The following is a 17,631-nucleotide window of genomic DNA, read 5'->3' on the forward strand; positions in this document are numbered from 1 at the left end:
GCCAATGTCTAACTGTTTAATTATCAAAACCAATGCTAAACAAAAGCATCAAATTCTTAATAGAAAATAAACTCGTAGCAGTTTTACTACTCGTCCTTTTCATAGGTTGGGGAACTGTAAATGCACCTTTTAATTGGGATACAGGTTTTTTACCAAGCAACCCTGTAGCTGTAGATGCTATTCCAGATATAGGCGAAAACCAACAAATTGTATTTACCAAATGGGATGGTCGTTCGCCACAAGATATTGAAGACCAAATTACCTATCCATTAACCACATCATTGTTGGGTATTCCTGGAGTAAAAACCATTCGTAGCTCGTCTATGTTTGGCTTTTCCAGTATCTACATCATTTTTGAAGAAGATATAGAGTTTTACTGGAGTCGAAGTCGCATTCTCGAAAAACTAAATTCCTTACCAAGTGGTTTATTACCTGATGGTGTTAATCCTGCTTTGGGACCAGATGCTACAGGATTAGGTCAAATATTTTGGTACACACTCGAAGGTCGTGATGAAAATGGAAATGTAACGGGTGGTTGGGATTTGCACGAATTACGTAGTATTCAAGATTACTATGTAAAATATGCATTGTCATCTGCAAGTGGTGTATCTGAAGTTGCATCTATTGGTGGTTACGTGCAAGAATATCAAGTTGATGTAAACCCAGAGTTAATGCGTCAATATAATATTGGCTTGCACCATATTGTAAAAGCAGTTAAAGAAAGTAACCGAGATATTGGAGCACAGACTTTAGAAATCAATCAAGCCGAATATCTGGTACGTGGTTTGGGTTATGTGAAATCCATAGCAGACATCGAAAATGCAGTTGTAACTTCAGAAGATTACACAGCTATCAAAATTAAAGATGTGGCAAAAGTGTCTTTAGGTCCTGCAACAAGACGTGGAATTTTAGACAAAGAAGGTGCAGAAGTGGTTGGTGGTGTTGTAGTAGCACGTTATGGCGCTAACCCAATGGAAGTGATTAATAATGTAAAAGCCAAAATAAACGAATTAAGCGCAGGACTACCTACAAAAACGTTGGCAGATGGTAGAACATCACAAGTAACTATAGTACCATTTTACGACCGTACAGAATTGATTCAAGAAACATTGGGTACACTCAATGAAGCCTTAACTTTAGAAATACTCATTACCATTTTGGTCATTATCATAATGGTATTTAATCTTCGTGCTTCCGTATTGATTTCAGGGCTATTACCTGTTGCGGTGTTAATGGTATTTATAGCAATGAAGCTCTTTGGTGTCGATGCCAATATTGTAGCACTATCAGGTATTGCTATTGCTATTGGTACAATGGTAGATGTTGGTGTCATACTTTCAGAAAACATCGTAAGGCATTTAGACGAAAACGAAAACAAATTACCAATAAACACAGTCGTTTACAACGCAACAGCAGAAGTATCTGGTGCAATCGTAACCGCAGTAATGACAACCATTATCAGTTTTATTCCTGTATTTACAATGATTGGTGCAGAAGGAAAACTATTTAGACCATTAGCATTTACTAAAACCTTTGCTTTAACAGCGTCCATAATTGTAGCCTTATTTCTAATACCACCGTTTGCGGCCTTTTTATTCCGAAAAAAGAGCATTCAAAAACATTTTAAATATGCTTTAAACGGTGTTTTAATAGTATTAGGAATAGCAGCAATAATTTATGGATATTGGTTAGGTGTCATACTCATCGCTTTTGGCGTAACAGCTTTATTAAATCTTCAAAACAAGATTTCAGATAAACAGGCAAACTTTGCCAACATCATCATTTCGGCTTCAGCAATTGTATTCTTATTAGCAGAATATTGGCGACCGTTAGGCGTAAATGAAAGCATCTTCTTAAACCTCGTTTTTGTAGCTATTATTTGCTTTGGATTATTAGGTGTATTTGCATTATTCATTAAATACTACACACGTATTTTAAGATGGTGTTTAGACAATAAATTATTATTTCTTTCCATACCTACAGCAATTGTCATTGCAGGATTTTTCATAATGAAAAACACAGGTAAAGAGTTTATGCCATCCTTAAACGAAGGTTCTTTTCTATTAATGCCAACTTCAATGCCACACTCTGGAGTAGAAGAAAATAAGCGCGTTTTACAGCAATTGGATATGGCAGTAGCCAGTATTCCAGAGATTGAAACCGTTGTGGGTAAAGCAGGAAGAACAGAATCAGCTTTAGATCCTGCACCATTATCAATGTATGAAAACATCATTCAATACAAACCTGAATATATGCTGAATGATAAAGGAGGGCGTCAACGCTATAAGGTCAACAATGATGGTGAGTATGTATTAAAAAACGGAATGTCATTGCGAGCGGAGCAACGTGAAGCGTGGCAATCTCTAAATGCAAAAGAACAATTAATCCCAGACGATGATGGCGAGTTTTACCGAAACTGGCGACCAGAAATACAATCACCAGACGACATTTGGAACGAAATTGTAAAAGTTACCAAATTACCAGGTGTCACATCAGCACCAAAACTACAACCTATTGAAACTCGATTGGTAATGCTACAAACAGGTATGCGTGCACCAATGGGAATCAAAATAAAAGGACAAGATTTAAAAGAAATTGAAGCTTTTGGAATGCAGTTAGAAACCATTTTAAAAGAAGCTGAAGGTGTAAAGGATGAAGCCGTTTTTGCAGACCGTATTGTAGGTAAACCGTATTTACTAATTGATATTGACCGAGAAAAAATTGCACGTTATGGTGTAAGTATTGAAGAGGTACAAAACGTATTAAAAGTAGCTGTTGGTGGTATGTCATTAACCCAAACCGTGGAAGGTCGTGAGCGTTATGGTGTACGTGTGCGTTACCCAAGAGAATTAAGAGCTAATCCAACCGATTTAGAGCAAATTTATGTACCTGTTGAAAAAGGCAGTCCTGTACCTTTAAGCGAATTGGCAACCATTCGTTACGAGCAAGGTCCACAAGTCATAAAAAGTGAAGATACCTTTTTAGTGGGCTATGTGTTGTTTGATAAACTAGATGGTTATGCAGAAGTCAATGTAGTTGAAAATGCGCAAGCAATGATTCAAAGCAAGATTGATGCAGGTGAATTAATAGTCCCAAAAGGAATTAACTATCAATTTACAGGAACTTACGAAAACCAATTACGTGCCGAAAAAACCTTATCGGTAGTTGTACCATTAGCATTGGCTATCATCTTTTTAATTCTGTACTTCCAATTCCGTTCGGTGGGTACATCATTAATGGTTTTTACAGGGATTGCAGTAGCGTTTGCAGGTGGTTTTTTAATGATATGGTTATACGGACAATCGTGGTTTTTAAACTTCAGTGTTTTTGGTGAAAACCTGCGTGATTTATTCCAAATGCACACCATTAATTTAAGTGTGGCCGTTTGGGTTGGGTTTATTGCACTTTTCGGTATTGCAACTGATGATGGTGTTGTAATGGCAACCTACTTAACACAAACTTTCGACAGAAATTCACCAGAAACAAAAAAGGAAATTAGAGCATCTATTGTAGAAGCAGGTGAAAAACGTATTAGACCGTGTTTAATGACTACCGCAACAACCATTTTAGCACTCTTGCCTGTACTCACATCAACAGGACGAGGTAGTGATATTATGATTCCTATGGCCATACCGAGTTTCGGTGGAATGTTAATTGCTTTAATCACCTTATTTGTTGTACCAGTTTTATATAGCTGGAAAGCCGAAGTTCAACTTAAAAGAGCATTAAAATGAAAAATGAATCAATACATATAAAAATCGTCTTGGCTCTTGGCTCTTGTTTCTTGAGTCTTTTTGCAAACGCCCAACAATTAGAAACTTTAATTAATGAAGCGTTGGAAAACAATCCCGAAATTCAAAAATTCGAGTTACAGTACAAAAGAGTTTCAGAAAAAGTAAATGAAGTCAACACCATTCCAAACACCGAATTTGGCGTGGGCTATTTTGTTAGTGAACCAGAAACACGTACAGGTGCACAAAGGTTTAAAGTGTCAGCAAAACAAATGTTGCCTTGGTTTGGTACAATTTCTTCTCGTGAAGATTATGTAACCGCATTGGCAGATGCGAAATACGAAGACATCGTTATTGCCAAACGTAAACTAATGGCTTCAGTATCACAATCCTATTACAACCTGTATACAAACCAAGCAAAACAGCAAATCTTGAGAGATAATATCAAATTGTTGGAAACCTATGAAACAATGGCGTTGACTTCTGTTGAGGTAGGTAAAGCATCGGCAGTAGATGTTTTGCGTTTACAAATGCGACAAAATGATTTACAACAGTTGAAAGATGTGTTGCAACAACAGTTTTTAGCAGAACAAACCAATTTTAATAACCTTTTGAATAGGAAAAATGATGTTGTGGTTAATGTGGTAGACAGTTTAACGATTCCTATGGAAGATTTTGAAATCAATACTGAAAATCTATCGGTACATCCTGAATTAGTAAAGTTTGATAAACTCTATCAGTCTGTAGAAAAATCAGAATTACTAAATCAAAAAGAAAACAGTCCAATGATTGGTTTCGGGTTAGATTATATCAATGTTGAAGAAAGACAAGATATGAATTTTTCGGATAACGGTAAAGATATTGTAATGCCTATGGTTTCGGTATCAATTCCAATTTTCAATAAGAAATACAAATCCATTTCCAAACAAAACGAACTGGAACAGCAAGAAATCAATTATCAAAAACAAGAGCGTTTAAACAGTTTAATAACGGTATTGGATAAAGCTATTAACGACCGTATTTCAGCAAGAATAAGCAATAATACAGCAACAAAAAACCTAAAACAAGCTAAAGATGCAGAGCAAATTCTCATCAAAAGCTACGAAACTGGCACGATTGATTTTAACGATGTCCTTGATATTCAAGAATTGCAGTTAAAGTTTCAAATGAACCAAATAGAATCCATTAAAACCTACTATGTTCAAAGTGTCATAATTAATTATTTAATTCAGTAAACAATGAAAACATTAAACACAATACTTCTATTATTCCTAACGTCAATTGCATTTGCCCAAGTAGGGACAAATGGAGATGATAGAAATGAAGAAGGAAGGAAAATAAAAGAATATAATCTCACTATTGAGGAAAATGAAATGACACTAGCTGGTGTAACCGCCAAAGGTATGACTATCAACGGTAGTATTCCCGGACCAGTTTTGGAATTTAATGAAGGCGACCTTGCTATTATTAATGTTACCAACAAAATGGATGTGGAAACCTCTGTGCATTGGCACGGGTTGATACTTCCAAATTTCTATGATGGCGTACCTTATTTAAATACACCCCCAATCGAACCAGGAGAGACTTTTCAATACAGAATCCCTATCAACCAGTCAGGTACGTATTGGTACCATTCCCATACAATGTTACAAGAACAGAAAGGTGTTTATGGGTCTATTATCATTCATCCAAAAGAAAAAACTTTGGAATATGATAAAGATTTGGTGGTGCTACTCTCTGATTGGACAAACGAGAAACCATTGAACGTGCTACGAAACCTTAAAAGAGGTAACGAGTGGTATCAAGTTAAAAAAGGTACAGCAGTACCATTGAGTAGAGTCATTTCAGAAGGTGCTTTTGGTGCTCAACTGAAATTTTGGAGAGACCGTATGGAAGGGGCTGATATTAGCGATATCTACTATCCCGCCTTTCTAACCAATGGAAAGTCGTTAGCAGAATATCCAGAATTCAAACCAGGCGAAAAAGTACGGCTTCGCTTTATCAATGCATCTGCCTCTACCTATTATTGGATGGACTTTGGTGGTGGAAACCCTATGATTGTTGCAGGAGATGGTATCGATGTGGAACCCGTATCTAAAAGCCGATTTCTATTTGGTATTGCCGAAACCTACGATGTTATCGTAACCATTCCCGATGGTACTTTAGAAGTTACCGCCACAACACAGGATGGCTCTGGAAGCACTTCCTTACGATTGGGTCAGGGAACGCTATATCCAGCAAAAAGAATGGAGAGACCAGACAAGGTCGCTATGATGAAGCAAATGGCCAAAATGGATATGAAAATGGGAGCGCCAGCAATGGCAGGTAATCAAAAGAAAAATACACCTGAAGCTTTAATGAAAAGGTATGGAATGCAAATGGATATGAAAGATGGTAAGATGAATATGGATATGAATAATAAGATGTCGATGAAAGATGGTAAGATGGATAACCAAATGAATATGAATGATAATCATATGCAAATGGAAATGGACAAAAAGATGGATATGAAAAAGGATTCTATGCCAATGAGCCATAATATGTCTATGATGGAGAAAGACTCTAGGTCTTTTGATTACAATACACGTAAAACCTATTTCAACTATGATTTTTTAAAGGCAAAAGAAAATACCACTTATAAGGAAGATTTACCTGTAAATGACCTTTTACTCAACCTAACAGGTAATATGCAACGCTATGTGTGGAGTATAAATGGCGTGCCATTATCTGAAACAGATAAGATTAAAATTAAAGGAGGAGAGGTTACCAGAATAACATTAAATAACTTAACAATGATGCATCACCCAATGCATCTTCACGGTCATTATTTTAGAGTGATTAACGAAAATGGAGAACGTTCACCATTAAAGCATACGGTTAACGTGCCGCCAATGCAAAAAGTGGTTATAGAGTTCTACAACGAAGAATATGGTGATTGGATTTTTCATTGTCACGTCCTATATCATATGATGGGTGGTATGGCAAGAGTATTTAGTTATGATACCCCAAGGGATGTAAGGATGAAGGATTTTCCCGCTCAAAAACTCGTTGATGAAACAGACCATTACTATTCCTGGGGATTGTTGCGTGCAGGCTCAAACTTTAACGAACTCTTTTTGATGTCAACTAATATCCGAAATGGATTTGGTTTACGAGCAGAGTTCGATTATGACAGAAATCTTGAAGCCGAAGTAAACTATGATAGATACCTAAATGATTGGGTACGTCTCTACGTAGGTGTTAATACAGAAACAGAAATACCAAATTCCTTCGATGAGTTCAATACAGTTGGTCTTATTGGTGTAAAATACTTTACACCTTATAGGTTTAATGTAGATGTGAGTATGGATAATCAGCTACGCCCAAGAGTACGTTTGGATAGAGAGCTATTGCTTTTCCCAAGAATTTTTCTGGAAGGTGAGTATGAATATAGAGCAGACTTTGGATGGGTAAATGATATAGGGAATAGCTCTTATGAGAGTGAAACACAATGGTTGGTTGGCCTTTCTTACATCCTGTCAAGAAACTTTTCAATTCAAGGAAACTATAACAACCGATATGGTTGGGGTGGTGGTCTTTTAGCAAGATTCTAATTTAAAATGTAAATAAGTAATAATTAAAAAAAGAAAAAATGAGAAAAACAATTTTAACATCAATCGTATTAATTATGACACTAACAGTAGGCTTTGCACAATCAAAAACAGAAACTGTTTTTGGTGTTAGAGGTAATTGTGGAATGTGTAAATCAACCATTGAAAAATCTGTAAATAATATCGATGGTGTTTTTGAAGCATCTTGGGATAAAGAAACCAAACAAATGTCTATTTCTTATGATAATACAAAAACAGATGTAATGGCTTTACATAAAGCAATAGCAAAATCAGGTTATGACACAGAAAAAGTAAAAGCAGATGAAAATGCTTATAATAATTTACCAGGATGTTGTCAGTATGATAGGGAAATGGAACTATCAGCACCAAAAGAAACAAAAAACAAATAATAGTTAAAATCAAAACAAAATGAGCAAATTAAAATTAGTATTCGGAGTAGTTGCAATAGCATTTGTAGCCCTTACAGCAGTGTCTTGTAAAGATGCCAAAACAGACAAGAATGATTCAACAGAGCATCATTCAGAGATGAATGCAGATGGAGACCATTCAAAAATGAATCACGATAATAGCGATGGTCATCACGATGGTGATAAAAAGGAAATGGCAATGAATGGAAATGGTACCTCACAAGTCGTATTAAATGATTATTTCAACCTTAAAGATGCTTTGGTAGCCGATGACAACGCAAAAGCGAAAAATTTAGGAGGCACATTGGCTAAATCACTTAAGGCTTTTGATACTTCTAAATATTCAGATGATAAGCAAAGCGAACTAAAGGATATTATTGAAGATGCCACTGAACACGCAGAACATATTTCAGAAAGTGACATAGCGCACCAAAGAGAACATTTTAAAGTATTGAGCAAGGATATGGTTGATATGGTAGAAATCACCGGAACATCAATGACCATTTACCAGCAGTATTGTCCAATGTACGATAACAACAAGGGTGGTGCTTGGTTGAGTATGAACAAAGAAATCAGAAATCCCTATTTCGGTGATAAAATGCTAAAATGTGGTAAAGTACAGCGTGAAATCAACTAAATGAAGATTGTAAAAATCATAGCGTGGATAGCATTAATTGCTTTGGTTGCCATACAGTTTTTTCCTGTGGATTACAACCAAAGTGAAACCATACCACAAACCGATTTTATGCTCGTGAACAACGTACCTGTAACGGTTGAAAAATCGTTGCAGGTTTCGTGTTACGATTGCCATAGTAATAACACACAATATCCTTGGTACAATAAGGTGCAACCTGTTGCTTGGTTTCTTGAAGGACATATTAAAAAAGGAAAAGAAGAATTGAATTTTAGTGAATGGGATTCTTATTCCAGCCGACGGAAGAATAGTAAGTTGAGGTCAATAATCAGCCAAATAGAGGATGACAAAATGCCTTTAAAATCATATACATTTATTCATAGTAATGCCGTATTTACAAATACTAAAAAACAAGAAATCATCAAATATTTTAATCAATTAAAAGATAGTTTAAACTAAAACCTTTTTGGCAATGACACATACATTATTTATAAAAAATATGGTTTGTAATCGCTGTAAAATGTCAATTCTTAAACTTTTAAATGATGAAGGTTTTGAAGTAGAAGCTATCCAACTTGGAAAAATAACAGTTAAAGAAAATCCAAATAATGATTATTTAAAATTTGAAAAGAATTTAAATGTTCTAGGTTTTGAATTGATTAAAGACCCTACAAAAGCATTGGTTGAAAAGATTAAGGTGAATCTTATTGAACACATAGAAAAGAACGATACAAATGTTATACTCGCTAAACTTGAAAGTGAAATGGGCAAGAGCTATTCCATATTGAGTAAAACCTTCAGTAAGTCAGAAGGTATAACATTAGAAAAATACTTTATCAACCTAAAAATTGAAAAGGTTAAGGAATATATCCAGTTGCAAGAGCTGAATTTTTCAGAAATAGCATATAGTCTCAATTATAAAAACAGTAGCCATTTGGCAAAACAGTTTAAGCAAGTAACGGGAATGTCTATGACTGATTTTAAAAACCTACAAATTGATAGCAGAAAACCATTAGACCAAATTGTATAAATATTATCCAATATTAGGAAAACCATACTGGCAAGTGAAAGGTAGTTTTGTGGGTTAACTTTAAAATATGAAAACAATGAAACATACATATCATATACACGGAATGACTTGTAACGGTTGTCGCAGTCACGTTGAAGAAACACTTTCAAAAGTAAAAGGTGTTTCAAAGGCATCGGTTAATTTAGAAAAAGCCGAAGCCATTATAGAAATGGAACAGCATATTTCTTTAGAATCCTTTCAAAAGGCTTTAAAAGATGATGGTGGTAGATATAGTATCCATAATCAAGGTGAACATCATCACCATTCAAAACCTAAAACGGAGAAAACCCCAAAAGGCAAAGGAACAGGCACATTTTATTGCCCAATGCATTGCGAGGGTGATAAAACCTACGACAAACCAGGTGATTGTCCTGTATGCGGTATGGATTTGGTTGAAGAACAAAATATTTCTACATCGCAAAAAGAGCAATGGACGTGTCCAATGCATCCAGAAATCGTAAAAGATGAAGCGGGTTCTTGCCCTATTTGCGGTATGGATTTAGTACCAATGCAACCAGACCTTTCTGCTGAAGAAAAGACCTATAAAAAACTATTGAAAAAATTTTGGATAGCAACAGCCTTTACTTTGCCTATTTTCTTAATAGCAATGAGCGAAATGCTTAATAACAATCCTTTATACAATATAATGCAACAGAAATATTGGAATTGGGTACAATTCGTTTTATCCATTCCAGTGGTATTTTATGCAACTTGGATGTTTTTTGAACGTGCTTATCGAAGTATAAAAACGTGGAACCTCAATATGTTTACACTTATTGGTATAGGTGCAGGTGTAGCGTGGTTATTTAGTGTGGTAGGTATGGTATTTCCTGATGTGTTCCCCAATGAGTTTAAAACCGAATCGGGAGCAGTTCACGTGTATTTTGAGGCGGCAACAGTTATTTTAACCTTGGTATTGTTAGGTCAATTATTGGAAGCTCGTGCGCATAGTAAAACCAATTCCGCTGTAAAAGAATTACTGAAATTAGCACCTAACAAAGCTATAAAAATAGTTGATGGTGAAGAGGTTGAAGTGAGTATTGACAAGATAGAACTTAACGATATTCTTAAAGTAAAACCAGGTGATAAAATCCCTGTTGATGGTATTATTACAGAGGGAGAAACCAGTATTGACGAATCAATGATTACTGGTGAACCTATCCCAGTTAATAAGGTTAAAGAAGATAAAGTCAGTAGCGGTACAATAAATGGCAACCAAGCCTTTTTGATGAAAGCGGAAAAAGTAGGTAGCGACACATTACTTTCCCAAATCATACATATGGTAAACGATGCTAGTAGAAGTCGTGCCCCTATTCAAAATCTTGCAGATAAAGTATCGGGTTACTTCGTACCTGTGGTAGTCATTATTTCTGTTATCACTTTTATTGTTTGGGGTATTTGGGGGCCAGAACCAGCCTATGTATATGCGTTTGTTAATGCCATCGCAGTATTAATTATTGCTTGTCCTTGTGCTTTAGGTTTGGCAACACCAATGTCAGTTATGGTTGGTGTGGGTAAAGGTGCTCAAAATGGTGTATTGATTAAAAATGCAGAAGCATTAGAAAAAATGAATAAGGTAAATACCCTTATTGTAGATAAAACAGGAACTATAACAGAAGGTAAACCCACAGTTGAAACCGTAGGTTCTTTTAGTGATAATTATAACGACAAAAAGGTACTTCAATACATCGTCTCGTTAAATACCAACAGTGAACATCCATTAGCAGAAGCAACAGTAAAATATGGTAAAGAACTTAATGCTGAAATTTTAAAATCTGCCAATTTTAGTGCAGTTACAGGAAAGGGCGTAGAAGCTGAAATTGATAATAAAAAAGTGGCTTTAGGTAATCCAAAAATGATGGAATACGCAAATGCTGAAATCACCTCTAAAATGAAGGAAGAAGCTAAAACCTATCAAAAACAAGGGAAAACAGTCTCATATTTAGCTATCGATAAAAAAGTGGTTGGTTATGTAGTTATAGGTGATAAAATCAAATATACCAGTGCAAAAGCTATAAAAGAACTGCAAAATAATGGTGTTGATGTGATAATGCTTACAGGAGATAATCACGATACAGCCCAAGCGGTAGCATCAGAGTTGAATCTGGCAGATTTTAAAGCGAGTATGTTACCCGAAGATAAATTAAAAGAAGTCGAGAAACTTCAAAACAATGGTAAAGTGGTTGCTATGGCAGGCGATGGTATCAACGATGCACCTGCATTGGCAAAAAGTGATGTAGGTATTGCAATGGGTACAGGAACAGATGTCGCTATTGAAAGTGCTATGATTACATTGGTAAAAGGTGATTTACACGGTATAGTTAAAGCTCGTCATTTAAGTAGTGCAGTAATGAAGAACATTAAACAAAACCTATTTTTTGCACTTATCTATAACACATTGGGCGTTCCTATAGCGGCAGGTGTGTTATTTCCATTTTTTGGAATTTTATTATCACCAATGATTGCAGCTTTAGCAATGAGTTTTAGTTCTGTTTCAGTTATAGGTAATGCATTACGATTAAGAACAATTAAAGTATAACCATAAAATTAAATAATATGGAAAATTCAAAAGAACACTCAAACAAAGGAAACTATAAAACCTTCTTTATAATGTTGGCTTGCTCATTTGTAGCAATGTACATTACAATGTATTTAAATACCTATTCAATAGACCACGTGTATTTTAGTTTAACAAGATTCTATATGACTTGCTTGGGTATTTCAGCAATGGCAGTAATAATGTGGTTTTTTATGCGAAAAATGTATAATGATAGAAAGAAAAATATAGCAATTCTTGCAGGTAGTTTTATTCTGTTTATAGGGGCTTTAGGGTTAGTAAGAGCACAAGCACCAATTATTGGTGATGTCCTTTGGATGAAAGCAATGATTCCTCATCACTCTATCGCTATTTTAACAAGTGAAAGGGCAGATATTCAAGACCCAGAAGTAAAAAAACTGGCAGAAGATATTATTGAAGCACAACGCAAGGAAATAGAAGAAATGAAAGCAATGATAAAACGATTAGAAAATGAAAACAAATAAGATACTAATCTATTTAGGAATATTAGCAGTTGGTTTATTATTAGGTTGGTTGCTATTTGGCGGTTCATCAAAAGAAGAAGCAGACCATAATCACAATGAAGTTGCACAAACTAATCAAATGTGGACTTGCTCTATGCATCCACAAATTATGCAACCAGAACCAGGCGATTGTCCCATTTGTGGAATGGACTTAATTCCTGCCGAGGCTGGTGCAGATGGATTAACAGCAGACCAGTTTAAATTAACAGCTAATGCAATGGCTTTAGCAAACATTCAAACTACAATTGTAGGTAATGGTTCAGCAGAAAATGGAATCATCAAACTATCGGGTAAAATAGCTGAAAATGAAGAAGCAAATGCAGTACAAGTGAGTTATTTTTCTGGTAGAATTGAACGGTTGAATATCAGTTTTACAGGTGAAGAAGTACGTAAAGGTCAATTGTTGGCAACAATCTATTCACCAGAATTATATGCAGCTCAACAAGAATTGATTACAGCGGCTTCTTTAAAAGCATCGCAACCTGCTTTATACAAAGCGGTTCGTAATAAATTAAAGCTTTGGAAATTGTCTGAAACTCAAATCAACCAAATTGAATCCTCTGGAAAAGTCATTGAAAATTTCCCTGTGTATGCTACCGTTTCAGGCACGGTGACTGAAAAATTAGTGGAACAAGGCGATTATATTAAGCAAGGTCAGCCTTTATTAAAAATTGCTAATCTTAACACGGTTTGGGCAAATTTTGATGTGTATGAAAATCAAATTGAACAATTCAAAAAAGGGCAAGAAGTTTCCGTATCAACAAATGCTTATCCTAATAAACAGTTTAAAGGCACAGTAGATTTTATAAACCCTGTTTTAAACACAAAAACACGTACTGTAACCTTACGAGTAGTTCTTAATAATACCGATGATATATTTAAACCAGGAATGTTTGTGACCGCAGAAATTAAAAGTACTCAAACTGATAGAAATGGAGTGTTGACAATTCCATCATCAGCAGTACTCTGGACAGGCGAACGCTCTGTAGTCTATCTCAAAGCAAATCCAAACGAACCTGTTTTTGAATTGAAAGAAGTGGCTTTAGGTAATAAAATCGGTGATAATTATGAGGTATTAGAGGGATTATTTACAGGAAATGAAATTGTTACCAACGGAACGTTTACGGTGGATGCTGCTGCACAACTACAGGGCAAAAAGTCAATGATGAACAAGCAAGGTGGTAAAACAATGACAGGTCACGAAGGTCATTTAGGTATGGATAATAATACATCAAAAAAAGAAAGTGACCATACTAATATGAATGAACGCTTAAAAGTATCAGAGAAATTTCAAGAGCAATTAAAAGAGATATACAATGATTACATCAATTTAAAAGATGCTTTAGTAAAAGAAGACGCAAAAGGCAGTTCGCAAAATGCAACTTCGTTACTATCAAATTTGAGTAAGACAGATATGAAATTGCTTAAGGATGAAGCACACAATCACTGGATGTCATTAGTTGGCGACATAAAAGCTTCTACGACATCAATAGCCGGTTCTCAAGACATTAAAACTCAAAGGAATCATTTTAAACATTTGTCTTCACATTTAATAAAAGCGGTTCAAATATTTGGTGTCAATGAAAAAGTCTATGTAGAATTTTGCCCTATGGCAGATAACAATAACGGAGCCTATTGGTTAAGCAAAGAAGAAAAAGTAATCAATCCATATTTTGGCGAAGCAATGCTAACCTGTGGAGAAGTAAAACAAGTAATAGAATGATAAATCAAGTAATAACAATTAAATTTTAAAAAATGAAGAAAGTAATTTTAAGTGTAGCTGTAATAGTAGCTATGGGTTTAACAAGTTGTAAAAACGAAGCTAAAAAAATAGAAGAAACTACAACAACAGAAGTGTCAAATGAAATAGCAATGACAGACTTATCTTTTGGTGTAAGAGGTAATTGTGGGATGTGTAAAAATACCATTGAAAAAGCAGCCAATAGTGTAGAAGGTGTGGCAAGTGCCAATTGGGATGTTGATAAAAAGAAGATTGATGTTTCTTTTGATGATACCAAAACAGATGCAATGGCAATTCATAATGCAATCGCAGCTTCAGGGTATGATACTGAAAAAGTAGCAGGAAATGAAGAAGCCTATAAAAATTTACCTGGTTGTTGCCAATACGACCACGAAATGATGATGAATCAATCTGGAGAAGTGAAAAGTGATGACCATTCAAATCACGACCATTAATAAATAAGGAAAGAGTCTTTTACACAAAGGCTCTTTCATACATACCTATCGAGAGATAAGAAAGAATCACAGAAAATATCTCCAACATTTGCATTGATGACTTAGGGAAAGAGTACAATATATTACATTATATTTTGAGTAAATTTAGATATGATCATTAGATTAAAATGTCCGCCAAATCTGAGCCACTTGAAACGCGAAGTTGATTGAGAAGCGAATTACATGTTACACTAAACCCATTTCTACCAAAGAACATAGCTTTAGTATTCCAATCCTCAAATTCCGATTTATCTGGTAGTAAGACAATGTTATAATTCTTCAGAGGTTTAATCAATTCATATTTTAGATTTGATTTGGAGCCAGTAGCCAACCACAAATATTCAGGATAGAGCATACTCATAATAACAGCTGTTTTTTCTGACTCTACAATACAAATAAGGTCATCTGTTTTGTAATCGCATAAATTATGTATGCCAAATAAACATTGCTGTAAGACAAAGTTATCTTTTTTTAATAAACTATGCATCCATGTAATATGTGAATAAGGCTCCTTAACTCTTTTACCATTTTTCTTGTTGTATAACATTATTTTACCTGTCCTTATATTCATAAACTGATCTATTTGCCAAAACACTGTCGCACCTTGCCAATGATGTGAGGTTCCTAAAAAGTACCTTCTAATAGCTGACTTAATTTCTTTTACTGTAAAATGCATCTTTAAGTACTTTATAAAACAATTGTTGTTATAGTCCTTGCCATAAGCACCCAATAAATCGTCATTCATAAATGTGGGATGTATTTCCTTTGTAACCACATGGGTATGACTGACGATTGTATTACCACTAGGACTGGAGTGATAACCGCAGCTACTTTCCCTGTCGCACCGACCAAAATTATAGTCCAGATAATTATTCGAAATAATATCTACATACCGAACATACCGCTTTTTGTTGCATGACGGACAAATAAATTTTTTACTGCTCTTATCAAGTGAATACTTATACATCTTAAAATGTTTTCCTTTTCATTCGTAATATTCGTAACAAGAATTGATTACGAATATTACGAATCGTCTTGTTCTTTATTTTTATCAATAATATTCTCCAACAAATACCTAAGTCCATCATCTATTGTAAATCTTGGTAAACATTTTCTGCGTTTCTTGATTCCAGAATCAGGAATCGACATGACTTTTTTACCTAGCATATCATATAGCAAACTAAGCTCCTCTGATGGAAGTGCAATGGCTATATTATATACGTCGGTAGCTTTCAATTAAATACCAAGTTTTTTTCTACGAATACGAATAGTTCCTTCTGAAACTCCTAATTGTTCTGCGATTGCCACATTACTGAGACCATCATTAAGAAGTCTAACCATTTCAGCGTCTCTTTCTTCAAGACCCATTTTGTCATAACTCTTCAAATGAGTCACTTCGTTATCATAATCAATAAAGCGGAACTCTAAAAAGTTGAAATTCTTATTTATATCACATACCACAACATTACCACCATGATACAAATGCTCTGTATTACGTTGTTTAATTTGTTTTAAATACCTACGATTGGCAGCCTCTGTACTATTACCTATGGCGAACGCACTATCACAAAAATTAACAATCATTTTACTGCCAGATATATCATTTTTTGAAATTGGCTTTGACTCATCACGTTTAGGCGTATGAGCAAGTACTAAAATCGAAACCTGGTATGTTTTTTTGATTTTATTTAGTTTTTTCATCAAATCCAGAGCATCCTTAGCCTTTTCGTTATCATTCTTTAAGTAGGTCATATTATCCACAATAACAACCGCAACGTTGTGCTCTTTAATACAGGTCTCTATATAAGCACATATATAATCTTCAACCGATTTGAATTTTTTAGACAATTCGTGATAAGGATTTAACTCCGCTCGCAGTAAATTTTCAGAAAATGCAAAGTGGTTAGTATATTCCTCTGAATAGCGTTTCTCAAACTGCTTGTATGACAATTCAAAATCCAGATACAATGTTTTTTTTGGAGTTGATTCCAATTTAAAACCATCAATAGGAACTCCACCGCTTATACTTTGCGCTATTTGTACAGCTAAAATAGACTTGCCTAAATTAGTGTCAGCAAATAGAATGCAAAGTTCATTCTCGTACCAGAATTCACTAAATAGCATATTTGGTATTGGAGTTGCCTTAGCTTCATCAAGCCATTGGTTAGCAGTCTTAATTATTAGGCCTTCATTGTGATTGACGTTTATCAGCCTTTGTACTTTGGCTGATTTTAATTGCTCACCCAACTCGGTTCTTAAATTACCATTTAACATCTTACTACTCATACATTAGTACTTTACGCTCCATACTTCACTCATTAACAGGTAATAATTAAAACTACCTTGATGATTTGCTATTGAAAAGTAAAACTGATTTGAAGAACTGTTGGCTTCTACCAAAACCCTATTAATATCATTAAGGACTTTGACAAATTCCATTTTTAGATCATTAGAAAAAGAACTGGAGTCGATAACCGATTCAACTAGAGCTTTTAAATCCCTTAGGTTATCCTTGCTACATGTGCATGCATTATTCATACTTTTAGCAAACAACCAAGTTAACAAAAATGTAAAACCATAAGACTTCTCAAACTCAGGTTTAATATCAATACAATACTCTTTTGGATATTCGTAGGTTTCAGGTGATTCTAATACCTCATACTCATCTTCATATAAATCTAAACTTACATGTTCGTTAAGTAATTCCCTAATATAAGTCGACAGTGTCTTACTCTCGTTTTGTGCAAAAGTTTCTAGTTGATTTTTGGTAAAATCGTCTACTCTAATACTGATTTTGGTTTCCATATACATAATGTTTTAATTATGTGGGACATTGTCCTACGGAAACAAATATGATAAACGA

15 protein-coding genes and 1 pseudogene are annotated in these 17,631 nt (G+C 34.8%); 11 read left to right on the plus strand and 5 right to left on the minus strand.

What is annotated here, in order from left to right; genetic code table 11:
- Window positions 1-32: 32 nt before the first annotated feature.
- The 11 genes from P7122_RS01880 (at window position 33) to P7122_RS01930 (ending at window position 14,729) form a co-directional block, all read left to right on the plus strand.
- Window positions 33-3,734, plus strand: coding sequence for an efflux RND transporter permease subunit (locus P7122_RS01880; RefSeq protein WP_278004082.1), 3,702 nt, complete (start codon window positions 33-35; stop codon window positions 3,732-3,734).
- Window positions 3,731-4,966, plus strand: a complete 1,236-nt coding sequence (locus P7122_RS01885) for a TolC family protein (RefSeq protein WP_278004083.1) — start codon at window positions 3,731-3,733, stop codon at window positions 4,964-4,966. The genes P7122_RS01880 and P7122_RS01885 overlap by 4 nt, the downstream gene beginning before the upstream one ends.
- A gap of 3 nt (window positions 4,967-4,969) precedes the next feature.
- Entirely contained in the window at window positions 4,970-7,324 is a 2,355-nt protein-coding gene (locus P7122_RS01890; RefSeq protein WP_129760626.1) for a multicopper oxidase domain-containing protein, read from the plus strand.
- 38 nt (window positions 7,325-7,362) lie between these two features.
- Entirely contained in the window at window positions 7,363-7,731 is a 369-nt protein-coding gene (locus P7122_RS01895; RefSeq protein ID WP_129760627.1) for a heavy-metal-associated domain-containing protein, read from the plus strand.
- A gap of 19 nt (window positions 7,732-7,750) precedes the next feature.
- On the plus strand, window positions 7,751-8,386 hold the full coding sequence (locus P7122_RS01900) for a DUF3347 domain-containing protein (RefSeq protein ID WP_129760628.1): 636 nt from the start codon (window positions 7,751-7,753) through the stop codon (window positions 8,384-8,386).
- On the plus strand, window positions 8,387-8,842 hold the full coding sequence (locus tag P7122_RS01905) for a heme-binding domain-containing protein (protein WP_129760629.1): 456 nt from the start codon (window positions 8,387-8,389) through the stop codon (window positions 8,840-8,842).
- A gap of 61 nt (window positions 8,843-8,903) precedes the next feature.
- Window positions 8,904-9,413 (plus strand): helix-turn-helix domain-containing protein, encoded by a 510-nt coding sequence (locus P7122_RS01910; RefSeq protein WP_243832977.1) that lies wholly within the window; start codon window positions 8,904-8,906, stop codon window positions 9,411-9,413.
- 76 nt (window positions 9,414-9,489) lie between these two features.
- Window positions 9,490-11,991, plus strand: coding sequence for a heavy metal translocating P-type ATPase (locus P7122_RS01915; RefSeq protein ID WP_134200226.1), 2,502 nt, complete (start codon window positions 9,490-9,492; stop codon window positions 11,989-11,991).
- 17 nt (window positions 11,992-12,008) lie between these two features.
- Window positions 12,009-12,494 (plus strand): DUF305 domain-containing protein, encoded by a 486-nt coding sequence (locus P7122_RS01920; RefSeq protein ID WP_129760632.1) that lies wholly within the window; start codon window positions 12,009-12,011, stop codon window positions 12,492-12,494.
- A complete protein-coding gene (locus tag P7122_RS01925) occupies window positions 12,481-14,256 on the plus strand; it encodes an efflux RND transporter periplasmic adaptor subunit (RefSeq protein WP_129760633.1) in 1,776 nt (591 codons plus the stop codon). Before P7122_RS01920 ends, P7122_RS01925 begins: the two co-directional genes overlap by 14 nt.
- 32 nt (window positions 14,257-14,288) lie before the next feature.
- Entirely contained in the window at window positions 14,289-14,729 is a 441-nt protein-coding gene (locus tag P7122_RS01930) for a heavy-metal-associated domain-containing protein (RefSeq protein WP_278004084.1), read from the plus strand.
- A 157-nt stretch (window positions 14,730-14,886) separates the two neighbouring features.
- Here P7122_RS01930 and P7122_RS01935 read toward each other — a convergent pair whose 3' ends face one another.
- The 5 genes and pseudogenes from P7122_RS01935 to P7122_RS01950 form a co-directional block, all read right to left on the minus strand.
- Window positions 14,887-15,513 (minus strand): DUF6371 domain-containing protein, encoded by a 627-nt coding sequence (locus tag P7122_RS01935; protein ID WP_278004085.1) that lies wholly within the window; start codon window positions 15,511-15,513, stop codon window positions 14,887-14,889.
- Window positions 15,514-15,579: 66 nt separating this feature from the next.
- Window positions 15,580-15,735: pseudogene (locus P7122_RS15835) on the minus strand (PG0870-related protein); the annotation flags it as partial.
- Between the two features lie 56 nt (window positions 15,736-15,791).
- Window positions 15,792-16,004, minus strand: a complete 213-nt coding sequence (locus tag P7122_RS01940) for a hypothetical protein (RefSeq protein ID WP_278004086.1) — start codon at window positions 16,002-16,004, stop codon at window positions 15,792-15,794.
- The gene (locus P7122_RS01945; RefSeq protein ID WP_278004087.1) at window positions 16,005-17,054 is read right to left on the minus strand and encodes an AAA family ATPase; all 1,050 of its coding nucleotides are present in this window, start codon (window positions 17,052-17,054) and stop codon (window positions 16,005-16,007) included.
- A 3-nt stretch (window positions 17,055-17,057) separates the two neighbouring features.
- A complete protein-coding gene (locus P7122_RS01950) occupies window positions 17,058-17,573 on the minus strand; it encodes a hypothetical protein (RefSeq protein ID WP_278004088.1) in 516 nt (171 codons plus the stop codon).
- Between the last annotated feature and the right edge of the window lie 58 nt (window positions 17,574-17,631).

Source organism: Winogradskyella marincola (genome assembly GCF_029624125.1).
GTDB classification, from domain to species: Bacteria; Bacteroidota; Bacteroidia; order Flavobacteriales; family Flavobacteriaceae; genus Winogradskyella; species Winogradskyella marincola.